At 73.3% G+C, this 15,329-nt stretch carries 12 protein-coding genes; 6 read left to right on the forward strand and 6 right to left on the reverse strand.

The genetic code is table 11. The features are described from left to right. The first annotated feature begins 29 nt into the window (after positions 1 to 29). Genes ACWC9T_RS20455 through ACWC9T_RS20465 form a run of 3 tightly spaced genes read left to right on the forward strand, consistent with a single transcriptional unit; the run spans position 30 to position 3,786 of the window. Positions 30 to 1,583: a sugar ABC transporter ATP-binding protein gene (locus ACWC9T_RS20455; RefSeq protein ID WP_449822452.1), complete on the forward strand. Its 1,554-nt coding sequence runs from the start codon at positions 30 to 32 to the stop codon at positions 1,581 to 1,583. Next, positions 1,580 to 2,641 carry an ABC transporter permease gene (locus ACWC9T_RS20460; RefSeq protein ID WP_449822453.1) on the forward strand — a complete coding sequence of 354 codons (1,062 nt, stop codon included), beginning with the start codon at positions 1,580 to 1,582 and terminating at the stop codon, positions 2,639 to 2,641. The genes ACWC9T_RS20455 and ACWC9T_RS20460 overlap by 4 nt, the downstream gene beginning before the upstream one ends. Then, positions 2,638 to 3,786, forward strand: coding sequence for a substrate-binding domain-containing protein (locus ACWC9T_RS20465; RefSeq protein ID WP_449822454.1), 1,149 nt, complete (start codon positions 2,638 to 2,640; stop codon positions 3,784 to 3,786). The genes ACWC9T_RS20460 and ACWC9T_RS20465 overlap by 4 nt, the downstream gene beginning before the upstream one ends. A gap of 171 nt (positions 3,787 to 3,957) precedes the next feature. Here the strand turns inward: ACWC9T_RS20465 and ACWC9T_RS20470 are convergent, their stop codons facing one another. The 4 genes from ACWC9T_RS20470 to ACWC9T_RS20485 form a co-directional block, all read right to left on the reverse strand. Next, positions 3,958 to 5,046, reverse strand: coding sequence for a PP2C family protein-serine/threonine phosphatase (locus ACWC9T_RS20470; RefSeq protein WP_449822455.1), 1,089 nt, complete (start codon positions 5,044 to 5,046; stop codon positions 3,958 to 3,960). A gap of 508 nt (positions 5,047 to 5,554) precedes the next feature. Then, entirely contained in the window at positions 5,555 to 6,364 is an 810-nt protein-coding gene (locus ACWC9T_RS20475) for an MFS transporter (RefSeq protein WP_449822456.1), read from the reverse strand. A 117-nt stretch (positions 6,365 to 6,481) separates the two neighbouring features. Next, on the reverse strand, positions 6,482 to 6,961 hold the full coding sequence (locus ACWC9T_RS20480) for an RrF2 family transcriptional regulator (protein ID WP_449822457.1): 480 nt from the start codon (positions 6,959 to 6,961) through the stop codon (positions 6,482 to 6,484). Between the two features lie 67 nt (positions 6,962 to 7,028). After that, the gene (locus ACWC9T_RS20485; RefSeq protein WP_449822458.1) at positions 7,029 to 7,442 is read right to left on the reverse strand and encodes a Fur family transcriptional regulator; all 414 of its coding nucleotides are present in this window, start codon (positions 7,440 to 7,442) and stop codon (positions 7,029 to 7,031) included. A gap of 269 nt (positions 7,443 to 7,711) precedes the next feature. Between ACWC9T_RS20485 and katG the strand changes: the two genes are divergently transcribed. Further along, the gene (gene katG / locus ACWC9T_RS20490; protein ID WP_449822459.1) at positions 7,712 to 9,931 is read left to right on the forward strand and encodes a catalase/peroxidase HPI; all 2,220 of its coding nucleotides are present in this window, start codon (positions 7,712 to 7,714) and stop codon (positions 9,929 to 9,931) included. A 55-nt stretch (positions 9,932 to 9,986) separates the two neighbouring features. Here the strand turns inward: katG and ACWC9T_RS20495 are convergent, their stop codons facing one another. Together ACWC9T_RS20495 and ACWC9T_RS20500 are read right to left on the reverse strand one after the other, a co-directional pair. After that, positions 9,987 to 10,673 (reverse strand): response regulator, encoded by a 687-nt coding sequence (locus tag ACWC9T_RS20495; protein ID WP_449822460.1) that lies wholly within the window; start codon positions 10,671 to 10,673, stop codon positions 9,987 to 9,989. Further along, complete coding sequence (locus ACWC9T_RS20500) at positions 10,673 to 11,923, reverse strand: sensor histidine kinase (RefSeq protein ID WP_449822461.1); 1,251 nt, start codon at positions 11,921 to 11,923, stop codon at positions 10,673 to 10,675. The genes ACWC9T_RS20495 and ACWC9T_RS20500 overlap by 1 nt, the downstream gene beginning before the upstream one ends. A 207-nt stretch (positions 11,924 to 12,130) precedes the next feature. On the opposite strand from ACWC9T_RS20500, the gene ACWC9T_RS20505 reads away from it, so the two are divergent. Both ACWC9T_RS20505 and ACWC9T_RS20510 read left to right on the forward strand, forming a co-directional pair. Continuing rightward, a complete protein-coding gene (locus ACWC9T_RS20505) occupies positions 12,131 to 12,832 on the forward strand; it encodes an ABC transporter ATP-binding protein (RefSeq protein ID WP_449822462.1) in 702 nt (233 codons plus the stop codon). After that, positions 12,829 to 15,207 (forward strand): FtsX-like permease family protein, encoded by a 2,379-nt coding sequence (locus ACWC9T_RS20510; protein ID WP_449822463.1) that lies wholly within the window; start codon positions 12,829 to 12,831, stop codon positions 15,205 to 15,207. The genes ACWC9T_RS20505 and ACWC9T_RS20510 overlap by 4 nt, the downstream gene beginning before the upstream one ends. The last annotated feature ends 122 nt before the right edge of the window (positions 15,208 to 15,329 follow it).

Consider the following 15,329-nt stretch of genomic DNA (forward strand, 5'->3'; position numbering starts at 1 on the left):
CCGGGCTGAGCTGGTAGGAACGGTGGTCCATGCACGACACCCCCGACCCCCTGGCGGGCCCACCCGCGCGCCGCGGCCCACTCGTCCGCATCCGCGGTCTCGGCAAGCGGTTCGGCGGCACCGCCGCGCTGGCCGGGATCGACCTCGACATCCATCACGGCAGCGTCCTGGCCCTGCTCGGCGCCGGCAAGTCCACCCTCATCCGGACTCTCGCCGGGATCCACCACGCGGACCAGGGCGAGGTGACGGTGGCCGGGTACCCGCTCGGCACCGAGGCCGCCGCTCGTCGTATGGCCTTCATCCACCAGGATCTCGGTCTCGTCGAGTGGATGACGGTCGCCGAGAACATCGCCCTGGTCGCCGGCTACCCGCGCCGTCACGGGCTGGTCTCCTGGCGGCGGACCCGGGAGCGCTGCGCCGACGCCCTCGCCCTGATCGCCGGGCACCTCGACGCCGACGCGCGAATCGCCGACCTCGCCCCCGCCGAGCGCTCGCTGGTCGCCATCGCCCGCGCGCTGGCGACGCGGGCGGAGCTCATCGTCCTGGACGAGCCGACCGCCAGCCTCCCCGCCGCGGACTGCGCCCGGCTCTTCGCCGTACTGCGCACCCTGCGCGACCGAGGGCACGGCATCGTCTACGTCACCCACCGGCTCGACGAGGTCCACCAGGTCGCCGACACCTTCGCCGTCCTGCGCGACGGCCGTTTGATCAGCTCCGGCCCGCTCGCCGGCCACAGCCGCCGGCGCCTGGTCCACGACATCGTGGGCCGCGAACCGGTCAGCCACCGCTCCGGCCCGGTCTTCCCCGCAGAGGGTCCGGTGGTGCTGAGCCTCGACGCGGTGCGGACCACGAACGCCGGGCCGGTCAGCCTGAAGCTGCGTGCCGGCGAGATCCTCGGCATGGTGGGCCTCACCGGCGCCGGCCACCTCGACCTGGGCCGCGCCCTCGCCGGATCCCGTCCGATCCTCGGCGGGCGGGCCCTGCTCGACGGCCGACCGTACACCCCGCACACGGTGGCCGCTGCCGTCGACTCCGGCGTCGGCCTGGTCACCGGTAACCGTCAGGAGGAGGGCTGCGCCGCCCAGCTGACGGTCCGTGAGAACTTTCTGGCGAACCCCCGGGCGGGCGGTCGGTCGGCGCTGCACTGGATCAGCCCCCGGCGCGAGCGGGCCGAGGCCGCCGCCCTGATCGAGCGGTTCTCGGTGCATCCCCGCGACAGCGAGGCGCCGATCGCCACGCTGTCCGGAGGGAACCAGCAGAAGATCATGGTCGGCCGGTGGCTCCGGGTGCACCGGCGGCTGTTGATCCTCGAAGAGCCGACCGCCAGCGTCGACGTCGGCGCGAAGGCCGAGTTCTACCGCCTGCTCGACCAGGCGCTGGCCGACGGCCTCGCGGTCCTGCTCATGTCCACCGACTTCGAGGAGGTCGCCACCGTGTGCCACCGTGCCCTGGTGTTCGTCCGCGGGACCGTGACCGCCGAGCTGGCCGGTGCGGCCCTCAACGTCACCGGACTCACCTCCGCCGCCTCGGCCCTGCCTCCCGTCACCGACGGTGACGGCAACGGGCGCGCGACAGGCCGATGACCGCGCACCCCTTCCGCCGATCCCCGCAGGGCCGCCGGCGCGGGCACCTGATCGGCAGCTACGGCCTGCCGGCCCTCGCCGCCCTGCTGTTCCTGATCTTCTCCGTCGCGCTGCCGAACACCTTCCCCACCCTCGACAACGTCTCCTCGATCCTGTCCAACCAGTCGATCCCCGCCATCCTCGCGCTCGGTGCGACGATCCCCATCGCCACCGGCAAATTCGACCTGTCCATCGGCTACGGCCTCGGCCTCGCGCACGTCGCGGTGCTGCGGCTCATCGTCGACGGCAACTGGCCCTGGCCGCTCGCCTGCCTGGCGGTGATCCTGGGCGGAGCGGCCTTCGGGGCCCTCAACGGTGTCATCGTCGAATTCGGGCGGATCGACTCCTTCATCGCCACGCTCGGCACCGGCAGCATCCTGTACGCCTTCACCGGCTGGATCACCGGTGGCGCCCGGGTCCTCCCCGGTACAGGCGGTCTGCCGGTCGCCTTCACCGACCTCTACGACTCCACATTCCTCGGACTGCCGGTGTCCGCCTCCTACGTGCTCGCGCTCGCGGCCGTCCTGTGGCTGCTACAGGAGCGGCTGCCGCTCGGCCGGTACCTGTACGTCATCGGCTCCAACCCGCGCGCCGCCGAACTCGTCGGAATCCCCACCCGCCGCTACAGCGTCTACGCCTTCGCCGGATCGGGCCTGGTCGTCGGTTTCGCGGGGGTCCTGCTCGCCGCGCAGCAGCAGATCGGCAACCCGAGCGTCGGCCTGGAGTACCTGTTGCCCGCGTTCGTCGGCGCGCTGCTCGGCTCCACCGCCATCAAACCCGGACGCGCGAACGCCCTGGGCACCGTGGCCGCCGTCGCCGTCCTCGCCATCGGTCTGGCCGGTATCGGGCAGCTCGGCGCAGACTTCTGGGCCGTGCCGCTGTTCAACGGTGCCACGCTGCTCCTCGCCGTCGGCCTGGCCGGTTACTCCGCACGCCGCCGGCTGCGCGCCGGCGCTGCCGAGACCCGCCGTCCGCGCACTCCGCCGCCGGACGCGGCCGCCTCCCGGGAGGCGCCATGAACCGTGGTGCCGCGACTGTGCTGGCAGCAGTCGTGCTGGCAACGGCCGGCACCACCCTGGCCGGCTGCCAGCGCGGCCTGTCGACCGGGACCGGGGCCCCCGCCGCGGGGTCGTCGAGGGCCGGCTGCCCGGCCACCCTCACCCGGGCGAAGGCGGACGTCCAGCAGGCCGAGCAGGCCGCCACCCCCTGGAACGGCCCCACCAGCGGCCCCAGAGCGGTTCCCGGCAAGGCCATCGTCTACGTCGCCCAGACCATGACCAACCCCGGCGTGGCGGGCGTCGCCAGGGGCGTCACAGAAGCCGCGACGGTCATCGGCTGGAGCGTGCGGGTGATCGACGGACAGGGCACGCCCGCCGGCATCCAGGCGGCGCTCGGCCAGGCGGTGAACCTCGAGCCCTCGGGCATCGTCATCGGTGGCTTCGACCCGGGCCTGACCTCGCAACAAGTCGCGCAGGCCGACACGGCACACATCCCGCTCATCGGCTGGCACGCGGTCGCGGCCCCCGGGCCGAGCACGAACCCCCCGCTCTTCAGCAACATCACCACCAACGTCGGGGACGTCGCACGGCTCAGCGCGGACTGGGTCATCGCGGAGTCCAACGGCAACGCCGGAGTCGTCCTCTTCACCGATGACTCCGTCCCGTTCGCCAAGACCAAGGCCCAGCTGATCAAGGACGAACTCGCCACCTGCCCCGGCGTGAGACTGCTGGCCTCCGAGGACATCCCCATCCCGGACGCGACCAGCCGCACCCCCCAGGAGGTCTCCGCCCTCCTCGCCCGTTTCCAGGGCCAGTGGACGCACTCCATCGCCATCAACGACCTGTACTTCGCCGACGCCGCGCCCGCCCTGCGCGCGGCCGGCAGGCCCGGCAACGCAGCCCCGTACAACATCGGCGCGGGCGACGGCGACCCCTCGGCCTTCCAGCGCATCGACAGCAGGCAGTTCCAGGCCGCCACCGTCCCCGAACCCCTCACCGAACAGGGCTGGCAGATCGTCGACGAGTTCAACCGCGCGTTCTCCCACCAGCCCGCCAGCGGCTACGTCGCCCCGGTCCACATCGCCACGGCCGCCAACAGCGGCGGAGCAACCTCCTGGGACCCGGCGGGCTACCGCCAGGCGTACCGGACGATCTGGGGCAGGTAGCGAGGGCGGTGCTGACGGAGCCGTGTGAGCGGTTCGCGTCAGCGCGGTCGTCGGTGACGGGCTGCCGCGGGGTGACGGCCCAGCGCCGCCGTCCCGCGCTGTCGCCGCCGCGGTCGCTGCCGCCGAGCCTGCCCCTCGACTCCATCCTGGGCGCCGTAGGTGTGGGCCCGGCTACTCCCCGTCGGGGAGCCGGTGCGCGACGAGCACGGCGATGTCGTCGTCGAGGCCGGCATCGCTGTAGGCGAGCAGGTCCCGGTGCAGGCGGTCCAAAAGCTCGCGTGGCGGCAGGGCGGTCCAGTGGCGGACACGCTGGGTGAGCGGGTAGAAGGCTCCGGTGTGGTCGCGGGTCTCGGTCACGCCGTCGGTGTACAGCAGCAGTTGGTCGCCTGGGCGGAAGGGCTCCACGTCGACGTGGTAGTCACCGCCGAGTAGCACACCGAGGTTGAGAGGCGGTGACGGATCACCCGGGGCCAGTTCGCTGACCCGGCCCTGGTCGATGAGCAGCGGCGGGGGGTGACCGCAGTTGACGATGCGGACCACGGGCTCGTCACCGGGAATCTCGGCGAGCACAGCGGTGATGAAGCGTTCCTCACTACCGGGGAGCTGGGCGGCTCGGCGGCTCATGCTCCGCTCCAATCTACGCGCTATCGCGGGCAGATCGGGCTCGTCGTAGGCGGCCTCGCGGAAGGCGGCCAGCATCGCCGCGGCCGTCTCCACCGCGAGCAGGCCCTTGCCCCGGACATCGCCGATCAGCAGGCGCACGCCGTGCGCGGTGCTCATCGCCTCGAAGAGGTCGCCGCCGATCCGGGCCTCCGCAGCCGCCGACAGGTACAGGGTTTCGATGCCGATGCGGCCCAGGAGGCGGGGCACCGGACGCAGCAGTACGCGCTGCGCCGTCTCGGCCACCGAGCGCACGGTGGCCAGGGTGCGTTCCCGGCGCGTTCGGTGGGCGGCCAGAAGGGCGCCCAGCATCCCGACCAATGCCGTGGAGAAGTAGGTGGCCACGTAGTGGCGTTCCCACAGATAACCGACGTCGCGGCCCGCACAGCACGGAGTGCCCGCCAGGATGCCTTCGAAGATCACGGCGAAGACCGTGATGGCGGCGACGAAGGCGGGACCATGGGCGTAGGCGGCGACGACGGGCAGGGCGATGAGCAGGAAGCTCACCGGCCACTGCACGGGAGTGATCGGTTCCAGCGCCAGGATGGCCGCGACATAGATGGCCGGTAGCCAGCGTATCCATGCCGGCGGGGCGGGCACCCGCGGCTCCGTCCCGCCCGGCTCCGTCGCACGGTGCCGGTCGGCCCCGCCGCGGCCCGGGAGCCTCACCGCGCGCTCCGGTGGCGGTGTGCCCGGCTGAACGAGACGCCGCGGCGAACCGGCCGGGCACGGGCGGGCGAAGCGGACCGCCGCGGCCCCACGAGCGGCGGATCCATCAGTATGCCGGAGAGCATCCGTCCGGACGGCGGCGGGAGTCCGACAGCCGCGGGGGGCGCCGCGACGTGCAGCGGTGTGACCCCGAACTCCCGGTGGCGGGCGTCATCCGGTTCGCGATCCGCCTGTACACACATACATCAATCATCACGGCAAACCGGCCACTGCCGCCCGCCGACGGAGTCGAGCACGCGACCGCATGGCGCGGGCACCCCGACACGTGGACCGCGGTGGTGGCCGGTGCCCGGGCGCCGTCTGGCCGACCGGCTCCCCGGCCTCGAACCGGACCCGGAGCGGGCCCCGCAGCGCCTGGTCCCCGACTTCCAGAACGGCCTCAAGAACCTGCCGGTTCGCTGGACGACGGAGGAGCGGTCCGCGCGCTCCACCGCAGGAACGCCAGCGCCGCCAGGTTGCGGACGACCGCCCCGAGCCCGTAGAGGAAGAGCATCCACAGCGCCGAGCGTTCCGGCACCCCGACCGCCTCCGGCACCGGCACGCTGTACGCGTACGCGGTGTAACTCGCGCCCATGCCGAGGACGGTGAGCGGCAGCACGGTCAGCACCGCGGGCCGGCGCAGGACGGCGAGCCGGGTGCGCAGCGGCACCCGGAGGTTCCCCGGGACCCACGGCATGACCAGCCGCAGCACCAGCGCCACCGCCAGGCAGAGCCCGGCCACCACCACCAGCGCGGTGCGCCAGCCGAACCAGTGGCCGGCGGCGTTGCCGAGCGGCACGCCGAGGGCCGTCGCGGCGGTGAGCCCGCCGATCACCACCGCCAGGGCACGGGCCCGCAGTTCGGGCCGGACCAGGGAGGCGCTGACGGCGCCCGCGTTGGGCGTGTACGCCGCCGCGCCAGCGGCGGCGAGCACCCGGCTGAGGAGCAGGACGGCCATGGAGGGGGCGAGCGCCGAGCCCAGGTTGGCGAGGCCGAGGGTGGTGAGCGCGGTGATCAGCAGGGTCCGACGGGGGAGCCGGGCGAGCAGGGTGGCCAGGACGGGGGAGAGGGCGGCGTAGGCGGCGGCGAAGACGGTGATCGACTGGCCCGCCGTGGCCGAGGAGACGTGCAGGTCCTCGGCCATCGAGGGCAGGAAGCCGGCCACCACGAAGGCGTCCGTCCCGACCGCGAAGGTCCCCAGGGCGAGCACCAGGGTGGAGGAGAGCCCGCCGGAGGCCGGTCGGGGTGTCAGAAATCAGGACATTAGACATCCAGGTTCTCCTGACAGGGAAGTCGCGCAGGTGAAAACTGCTGGAAACGGGGCGAATCAGCCCGTCAGCCGCTCATAGTGCCGCCGGGTGCGCTCCGCCGCCCCGGCGGGCGCGGCCGCCATCAGGTCGGCGACGGTCTGCCCCGCGAGCTCGCGCCGCCAGGCCAGTTCGGCGCGGCGCATCGCGGTGGACACCCCGCACGGGCGGCGGAAGTCGTCGGCGGCGGCCGCGGCGCCCTCGGTGCGCTGCCGGATCTCGGTGCAGCGGAACAGGTCGTCGGGGCCCTCGATGGCGGCGACCACGTCCATCAGCGTGATCTGCTCGGGCGGCCGTCCCAGTCGGAAGCCGCCCCGGGCGCCGGGGGTGGAGCTGAGGATGCCGGCCCGGACCAGTGCCTGTAGGCGCTTGGTCAGGTAGGCGGGCGGGAGGTCGAACCAGGCCGCCAGTCGGGCCGTCGGGACGGGCTGTTCGTCGCCCAGCCAGGCCAGCGTGAGGCAGCAGTGCAGGCCCCACTCGACTCCCTCGCCCATCCGCATAACCAGGACACTACACGTCCAGGTTCTGGGGGCGAAAGGCCGGACGGCGAAGCGGGAGTCGAAACGATCAGCCCGCGCAGGACGGGCAGAGCCCCCGGTAGGTGACCTCGGCGCCGGAGACGGCGAAGCCGAAGCGCTGGTCGGCCGGGAGGTCGGTGAGCGGGTTGCCGATCGGGTGGACGTCGCGGATGGTGCCGCAGCCGGTGCAGATCAGGTGCTGGTGCGGGTGGTGCGCGTTGGGGTCGTAGCGCTTGGCGCGCCCGTCGGTGGAGACCTCGATGACCTCGCCGAGGGTGACCAGTTCGCCGAGGGTGTTGTAGACGGTCGCTCTGGAGATCTCCGGCAGCCGTTCGGCCGCCCGGGCGTGCACCTCGTCCGCGGTCAGGTGCACGTGCTCGCCGTCCAGGACCTCGGCGACGACACGCCGCTGGGAGGTGAGGCGCCAGCCGCGCCCGCGCAGTCGCTCCAGCAGGTCACTCATATCGGTTCACCTATTCAGGTCATGGGGAAAACCGGAGTTTACCAATGCACATCCTCTACGGTCCGGTTCCCGATCAGATATGGATTTGGTGTCTTTCTTGACTTGGATTGCGTCCATCGTAGGATCGGCTCCGGCGCTAGCCTGGGTAGCAGCAGTACACAGCAGTAGCCAGCGACACCCGGTAGTAGCAGCAGTGCACAGCGGTAGCAGCAGTTGGTGCCGTAGGTAGCAGATAGACACCGTGATCCGCCTTGTAGGGAAGGATTCCCATGTCTGAGAACCACGATGCAACCGGCGTTGAGGCGAGCGCGGAAGGCTGCCCGGTCAACCACGGGCGCGCGCTTCACCCCACCCAGGGCGGCGGGAACCGCCAGTGGTGGCCGGAACGGCTGAACCTGAAGATCCTGGCCAAGAACCCCGCCGTGGCCAACCCGCTGGGCGGGGACTTCGACTACGCCGAGGCCTTCAACTCCCTCGACCTCCCGGCCGTCAAGCGCGACATCCAGGAAGTGCTCACCACCTCGCAGGACTGGTGGCCGGCCGACTACGGCAACTACGGTCCGTTCATGATCCGCATGGCCTGGCACAGCGCCGGCACCTACCGGATCAGCGACGGCCGCGGCGGCGCAGGCGGTGGCCAGCAGCGCTTCGCCCCGCTGAACAGCTGGCCGGACAACGCCAGCCTGGACAAGGCCCGCCGTCTGCTCTGGCCGGTGAAGAAGAAGTACGGCCGCAGTCTGTCCTGGGCCGACCTGATGATCCTGGCCGGCAACGTCGCCCTGGAGGGCATGGGCTTCGACACCTTCGGCTTCGGCGGCGGCCGCGTCGACGAGTGGGAGCCGGACGAGGACGTCTACTGGGGCCCGGAGACCACCTGGCTGGACGACAAGCGCTACACCGGTGACCGCGAGCTGGAGAGCCCGCTGGCCGCCGTCCAGATGGGCCTGATCTACGTCAATCCCGAGGGTCCCAACGGCAACCCGGACCCGATCGCCGCCGCCCGCGACATCCGCGAGACCTTCTACCGGATGGCGATGAACGACGAGGAGACCGTCGCGCTGATCGCCGGCGGCCACACCTTCGGCAAGACCCACGGCGCCGGCCCGGCGGACAACGTCGGCCCGGACCCGGAGGCCGCGCCGATCGAGCAGCAGGGCCTGGGCTGGAAGAGCGCCTTCGGCACCGGCGTCGGCGGCGACGCGATCACCAGCGGCCTCGAGGGCGCCTGGACGCCCACCCCGATCACCTGGGACAACAGCTTCTTCGAGACGCTGTTCGGCTACGAGTGGGAGCTCACCAAGAGCCCGGCCGGCGCCCACCAGTACAAGCCGAAGGACGGCGGCGGCGAGGGCACCGTCCCGGACGCCCACGACCCGAGCAAGCGGCACGTCCCGATCATGCTCACCACCGACCTGTCGCTGCGCTACGACCCGGTCTACGGGCCGATCTCCCGCCGCTTCCTGGAGAACCCGGACCAGTTCGCCGACGCCTTCGCCCGCGCCTGGTTCAAGCTGACCCACCGCGACATGGGCCCGGTCGTGCGCTACCTCGGCCCGGAGGTCCCGAGCGAGCAACTGCTCTGGCAGGACCCGCTGCCGGCCGTCTCGTACGGGAAGATCGAGCCGGCGGACGTCGCCGACCTCAAGCGGCGGATCGCCGCCACCGGCCTGTCGGTCTCCGAGCTGGTCTCCACCGCCTGGGCCGCGGCCTCCTCCTTCCGCAGCAGCGACAAGCGCGGCGGGGCCAACGGCGGCCGGATCCGGCTGCAGCCGCAGGCCGGCTGGGAGGTCAACGAGCCCGACCGCCTGGCCACCGTGCTGCGCGCCCTGGAGGGCGTGCAGGCGGAGTTCAACGCGCAGGCCGGCGACAAGCAGGTCTCGCTGGCCGACCTGGTGGTGCTGGCCGGCGGCGTCGGCATCGAGCAGGCCGCCAAGGCGGCCGGCCTCGCCGTCGAGGTGCCGTTCGCGCCGGGCCGGGTGGACGCCCCGCAGGAGCTGACCGACACCGAGTCCTTCGCCGCGCTGGAGCCCAAGGCGGACGGCTTCCGCAACTGGGTCGGCAAGGGCAACCGCCTGCCGGCCGAGTACCTGCTGCTCGACAAGGCGAACCTGCTCGGCCTGAGCGCGCCCGAACTGACCGTCCTGGTCGGCGGTCTGCGCGTGCTGGGCGCCAACCACCAGCAGTCCGCGCACGGTGTCCTCACCGGGACCCCGGGCGTGCTGACGAACGACTTCTTCGTCAACCTGCTGGACCTGGGCACCAGTTGGAAGGCCACCTCGGAGGACGCGCACACCTTCGAGGGCCGGGACGCCTCCGGCCGGGTCAAGTGGACCGGCACCCGCGCCGACCTGGTCTTCGGCTCGAACTCCGAACTGCGGGCCGTCGCCGAGGTGTACGCGAGCGACGACGCGAAGGAGAAGTTCGTGTCGGACTTCGTCGCGGCCTGGGTCAAGGTCATGAACGCGGACCGCTTCGACCTCGCCCGATAGCAGGTGGCTGACAGCGGGAGCCCGGGGGCCTCGACGCCCGGGCTCCCGTTCGTCGTTACGGCGTCCCGGGTACGGCGGAGCCGACGCTGACCAGCCCGGTCTCGTACGCCGCGACCACCGCCTGGGCCCGGTCCCGCAGCCCCAACTTGCCGAGGATCCGGGCCACATGGGTCTTCACCGTCGCCTCGGAGAGCTGCAGCCGGGCGGCCAGCTCGGCATTGCTCAGGCCCCGGGCGAGCAGCGTCATCACCTCCAGCTCGCGCGGGGTGAGGGTGGCCAGCTCGCGGTGCGGGGCGGCGGCGTCCGGGGCGGCCGGGCGGGCGAAGCGCTCGACCAGGCGGCGGGTGATCGTGGGCGCGAGCAGTGCGTCGCCGGTGCGGACCAGCCGGACGGCGGCCGCCAGGTGCTCCGGGGTGACGTCCTTGAGCAGGAAGCCGCTGGCCCCGGCGGCCATCGCGGCGTAGACGTAGTGGTCCAGGTCGAAGGTGGTCAGCATGATCACCCGGGGTGCGTCCTGCGCACCCTCGGCGAGGATCCGGCGGGTGGCCTCCAATCCGTCCAGGCCGGGCATCCGGATGTCCATCAGCACCACGTCCGGTCTGGTCCGGCGGGCGGCGGCGACGGCCTGCTCGCCGTCCTCGGCTTCGGCGACCACCTCGATCCCCTCGGACTCCAGGATCAGCCGGAACCCGATCCGGACCAGGGCCTGGTCGTCGGCCACCACCACGCGCAGCGTGCTCATCAACTCTCCAGCGGGATCAGGGCCGTGACGCGGTAGCCACCGCGTGGCCGGGGACCGGTGTGCAGGGTGCCGCCGTAGACGGCGAGGCGTTCGCGCAGCCCGAGCAGGCCGCGCCCGTTGCCGGTGGCGGCGGCGCCGGTGGGGCGGCCGCCGGTGTCGGTGACCTCCACCCGCAGCTGGTCGGGGGCGTACTCGACGGTGACCGCGGCGTCGGCGCCGCCCGCGTGCTTGACGGTGTTGGTGAGTGCCTCCTGGACGACCCGGTAGGCGGCGAGTTCGACCCCGGGCGGGACGGCCCGGCGCTTGCCGCGCACGGTCACCTCCACCGGCAGCCCGGCCTGCCGGACACCTTCGACCAGGGCGTCGAGCCGGCCGAGGCCCGGCTGCGGGCTGAGGTCGGCGCTGGCCGCCGGGTCATCCCCGGTGCCCGCGTCGATGGTCAACAGGCCCATCACGTGCCGCAGTTCGGTCATCGCCGCGCGCCCGCCGGTCTCCACCGCGGCCATCGCCTCGCGGGCCTTGTCCGGGGCGGTGTCCAGGATCTTGCGGGCGGCCCCGGCCTGGATCGTCATCATGCTCACGTTGTGGGTCACCACGTCGTGCAACTCCCGGGCGATGCGCGCCCGTTCGAGCTCCACCGCGCGCTGCAGCGCGGCCAGCTGCTCGCGTTCCAGGGCGGACAGCCGTTCCCGCCCCTCCTCAACCCGGCGGCGCCACATCCGCAGCTCGTAGGCGACCGCGAACACCGGCACCAGGACCAGGACGGCCATCACCCCGTTCGGGAAGTGCGGCAGCTTGGCGTCGTTGAACAGCACCACCAACGCGGCGGTGGCGACCGGCAGGTTCGGCAGCACGGCGGCGGGCTGGCGCCCGTACGCGGCCGCGCTGTAGGCGGCGACGATCACCGCCACACCCGCCGAGTATGCGATGTCCTCGGACTGCGACCGCACCAGCAGTGCGGCCGGCAGCACCGTCCACAGCACCGGAAGCGGATAGCGGCGGCGCAGCACCAGCGGCAGCGGGACGAGCGGGACGAGCAGCAGCACCCCGTGCCAGGTGCCGTCCCGCGGGTGGCCCGCGATGGTGACGTAGCGGCCGGAGGCGAGGGCGAGGAAGAGGGCCAGGAGCGCGTCGAAGAGCTGGCCGCGCCGGGTCGGCCGGGGCGGGGGAGCCGCACCCGGGCCGCCGCTCAGTCGGGCCGCTGCCGTGCGCAGCCGCTGCACCGTCGGGTGGTTGAGCACCTTGATCACCGGGACATTGTGACGGTCGGCCGCCGCCCGGGACAGCCCCGCGGCCGGCGGCAGCCGGTACACCGGCCGACTACATCGGAAGGATGACGCCGGCGGCGGTCCGCCCGACGCGGTACGGAACTTGCCGTGATCGGCGGACGCGGGTGCGGGCCGCCCGTTCGTACCTTCGTCCTCGTCACCAGGCAGGACACGGCGAGGAGCGGGGAAATGAGCAGCGATCCGGTGATCGAGCTGAGCGGCGTGAGCCGCCACTACGAGGGCGCGCGGGCGGCGTTGGACGGGGTGACGCTGAGCGTGCGGGCGGGGGAGTCGGTGGCCGTGCTCGGCCCGTCCGGCAGCGGGAAGTCCACCCTGCTGAACCTGGTTGCCGGGCTGGACCGGCCGAGCGCCGGGACGGTCACCGTGGCCGGGGTCCGGGTGGACCGGCTGAACGAGTCCGGCTCGGCACGGTACCGGCGCGGCACGATCGGCATGGTGTTCCAGTTCTTCAACCTGCTGGACGACCTCACGGTGGCCGACAACGTGGTGCTGGCCGGCGAGTTGGCCGGCGTCCCGCGCTCCGAGGCCCGGTACCGGGCCGCCGAGCTGCTGGAGTCGCTCGGCATCGACCGGCACGCCCGCGCCCACCCGGGCCGGCTCTCCGGCGGCGAGCGCCAACGCGTCGCGGTGGCACGGGCGTTGATGAACCAGCCGCCCCTGCTGCTGGCCGACGAGCCGACCGGCGCACTGGACTCGGCCTCCGGCGAGGACGTCAAGGAGCTGTTCCGCGAGCTGCACCAGGACGGCCAGACCATCCTGATCGTCACCCACGACCTCAAGCTCGCCGAGGACTGCGCGACCCGCACGGTCCGGATGCGGGACGGCCGGGTCGAGTCGGACTCGGCGAACTCGGCGGAGGGGGCGGCATGAGCGCGCTCGGCCGCGTCGTCCGCGCCGGGGTGCGCAGGCGCCGGACCCAGTCGGTCGCGGTCGGGCTGGCGGCGATGGTGGCCACCACCTGCTCCGTCCTCGGGGGTTCGCTGCTGGTCGCCTCCGAGGCCCCTTTCGACCAGGCCTTCGACGGCCAGTACGGCGCTCACCTCACCGCGCGCTTCGACGGCACCCGGGTGAGCGCCGACCAGCTCGCCGCCACCGGGCGTGCCGCCGGGGTGACGGCCACCGCCGGCCCCTTCCGCACCGTCACCGTCGACCCCGAGCCGGGCCCCGGTTCCTCCGTCCCGGCGGGCCTGACGATGCCGCCGATGACGCTCACCGGCCGCGCCTCGGCCGCCGACGGCGTCGACAACATCACGATGATGCAGGGGAGTTGGCCGACCAAGCCGGGCGAGGTGGTGCTCGCCGCCGGGTACGGGAACCCGGGCGTGCCGATCGGCGGAACCCTCCGCCTGCCCGCCCTGCCGGGCGCACCCACGCTGACCGTCGTCGGCCTCGCCCGGTCCGTCAGCCGTACCTCCGACGCCTGGGTCACCCCGGACGCCATCCCCGTCCTCACCGCGCCCGGCACCACCCCCGGCTTCGAGATGCTCTACCGCTTCGCCCAGGCCGGCACCGCCGACGCGATGACCGCCGACCGGGCCACCGTCGCCTCCGCCGCGCCCGCCGGGGCGCTCACCGGTGCCCAGTCCTGGCTCACCGCCAAGCAGGGCTCGGACCGCAACACCGCGTTGTTCCTGCCCTTCATGGTCGCCTTCGGCCTGCTCGGCATGGCGATGTCGGTGCTGGTCGCGGGCAATGTGGTGGCCGGCGCCGTCGGCACGGCCACCCGGCGGATCGGGGTGCTCAAGGCGATCGGCTGCACCCCCGCCCAGGTGGTGCGCGCGTACGTCGCCCAGGCGCTGGTCCCGGCCACCGTCGGCACCCTGCTCGGGGTGGTGGTCGGCAATGTGCTGACCGTCCCCGTGCTCGCCACCGCCGGGAACCTCTACGGCACCAACGCCTCGGGCGTCGCGCCCTGGGTGGACGTCGCGGTGGCGGGCGGAACGCTGGCCGCCGTCGCCCTGGTCGCCTGGGCTGCCGCCGCCCGCGCCGGACGGCTGCGCACCGTGGACGCACTGGCCGTCGGCCGTACGGCGGGCGGCACCCGGCGTGACGCCGTCGCCCGGCGGGCCGCCGCGCTGGCCGCGCGACTGCCGCTGCCCCGGCCTTTCAGCCTCGGCCTCGCCCAGCCCTTCGCCCGCCCGGCCCGCGCGGCCGGGATGCTCGCGGCCGTGCTGTTCGGCACGACGGCGGCGGTCTTCGCGGTCGGCATGGGCGGGACGCTGAGCTGGGTGCAGGAGGCGAAGAACCACGCGGGCGCGGACGTCCTGGTGGAGCCCGTACGGCAGGTCGGTCCGCCCGGGGCGGTTCCGGCGAAGCCGGTCGGGGCCGACCCGGCCGCCGTCACCGCCGCGCTGACCGCCCAGCCGGGCACCGCGGCCTACTACGGCGTCGGGACGGAGGACGTCACCGTCCCCGGAGTCGCCGGGAACACCACGGTGACCGTGTTCCGGGGCGACTCCTCCTGGGCCGGCTACCGGATGGTCTCCGGCCGCTGGTACCACGGCCCGGGCGAGGCCGTCGCCCCCGTCACCTTCCTCACCGAGGCCTCGGTGAAGCTCGGCGACCAGGTGACCTTCACCACCCGCGGCCGACCGGTCACCGTCCGGATCGTCGGCGAGGTCTTCGACCCGCACGTGCAGACCAACGAGCTGTTCACCGACGCCGCGAGCCTCCAGGGCGCTACGGCGCCCGTGCCCGACCAGTGGTTCGTCAAGCTCAAGCCCGGCACTGACCACGCCGCCTACGCCACCGCCCTCGGCAGCGCGCTCGCCCCGCTCGGCCAGACCGCCGAGAACGGCCTGCCGCAGCACACCGCCGACTCGGCCCTCGCGCTCAGCTCGCTCACCGCCACCCTGACCGTGCTCCTGGTCGCGGTCGCCGGGCTCGGGGTGTTCAACACGGTCGTGTTGGAGACCCGCGAGCGCACCCGGGACATGGGCGTCGCCAAGGCCCTCGGCATGACCCCGGCGCAGACCGTGGGTGTCGTCCTCGCCTCGGTGCTGCTGGTCGGGGCGGTCGGCGGCGCGATCGGCCTGCCGGTGGGGCTGCTGCTGCACGGCCTGACGGTGCCCGCGATGGGCCACAGCGCCGGGCTGAACTTCCCGGCGTCCGCGCTGGACGTCTTCGGCACCCCGGTGCTGGTCCTGCTCGGCCTCGGCGGCGTGCTGATCGCCCTGCTCGGCGCCCTGCTGCCCGCCGTACGGGCGGCGCGGGCGCGGACGGTGGACGCGTTGCGGGCGGAGTGAGCGGAGTGACACGTGCTTCTCGGCCGCCTACGGCCGGGAAGCTGACACCAGGGCTGCGGGTCACCTGGCCGCAACCGCCCGTGTTTCGGCCAGGTGTAGGGCCGCCCGAACGGTTGGACGGT

Source organism: Kitasatospora sp. NPDC001159 (genome assembly GCF_053598235.1).

Excerpts from the sequence above, each read along its gene's own strand:
- ACWC9T_RS20455 (WP_449822452.1), top strand. The coding sequence starts at position 30 with ATGCACGACACCCCCGACCCCCTGGCGGGCCCACCCGCGCGCCGCGGC.
- katG (WP_449822459.1), top strand. The coding sequence starts at position 7,712 with ATGTCTGAGAACCACGATGCAACCGGCGTTGAGGCGAGCGCGGAAGGC.
- ACWC9T_RS20505 (WP_449822462.1), top strand. The coding sequence starts at position 12,131 with ATGAGCAGCGATCCGGTGATCGAGCTGAGCGGCGTGAGCCGCCACTAC.
- ACWC9T_RS20495 (WP_449822460.1), bottom strand. The coding sequence starts at position 10,673 with ATGAGCACGCTGCGCGTGGTGGTGGCCGACGACCAGGCCCTGGTCCGG.
- ACWC9T_RS20510 (WP_449822463.1), top strand. The coding sequence starts at position 12,829 with ATGAGCGCGCTCGGCCGCGTCGTCCGCGCCGGGGTGCGCAGGCGCCGG.
- ACWC9T_RS20465 (WP_449822454.1), top strand. The coding sequence starts at position 2,638 with ATGAACCGTGGTGCCGCGACTGTGCTGGCAGCAGTCGTGCTGGCAACG.
- ACWC9T_RS20480 (WP_449822457.1), bottom strand. The coding sequence starts at position 6,961 with ATGCGGATGGGCGAGGGAGTCGAGTGGGGCCTGCACTGCTGCCTCACG.
- ACWC9T_RS20460 (WP_449822453.1), top strand. The coding sequence starts at position 1,580 with ATGACCGCGCACCCCTTCCGCCGATCCCCGCAGGGCCGCCGGCGCGGG.
- ACWC9T_RS20485 (WP_449822458.1), bottom strand. The coding sequence starts at position 7,442 with ATGAGTGACCTGCTGGAGCGACTGCGCGGGCGCGGCTGGCGCCTCACC.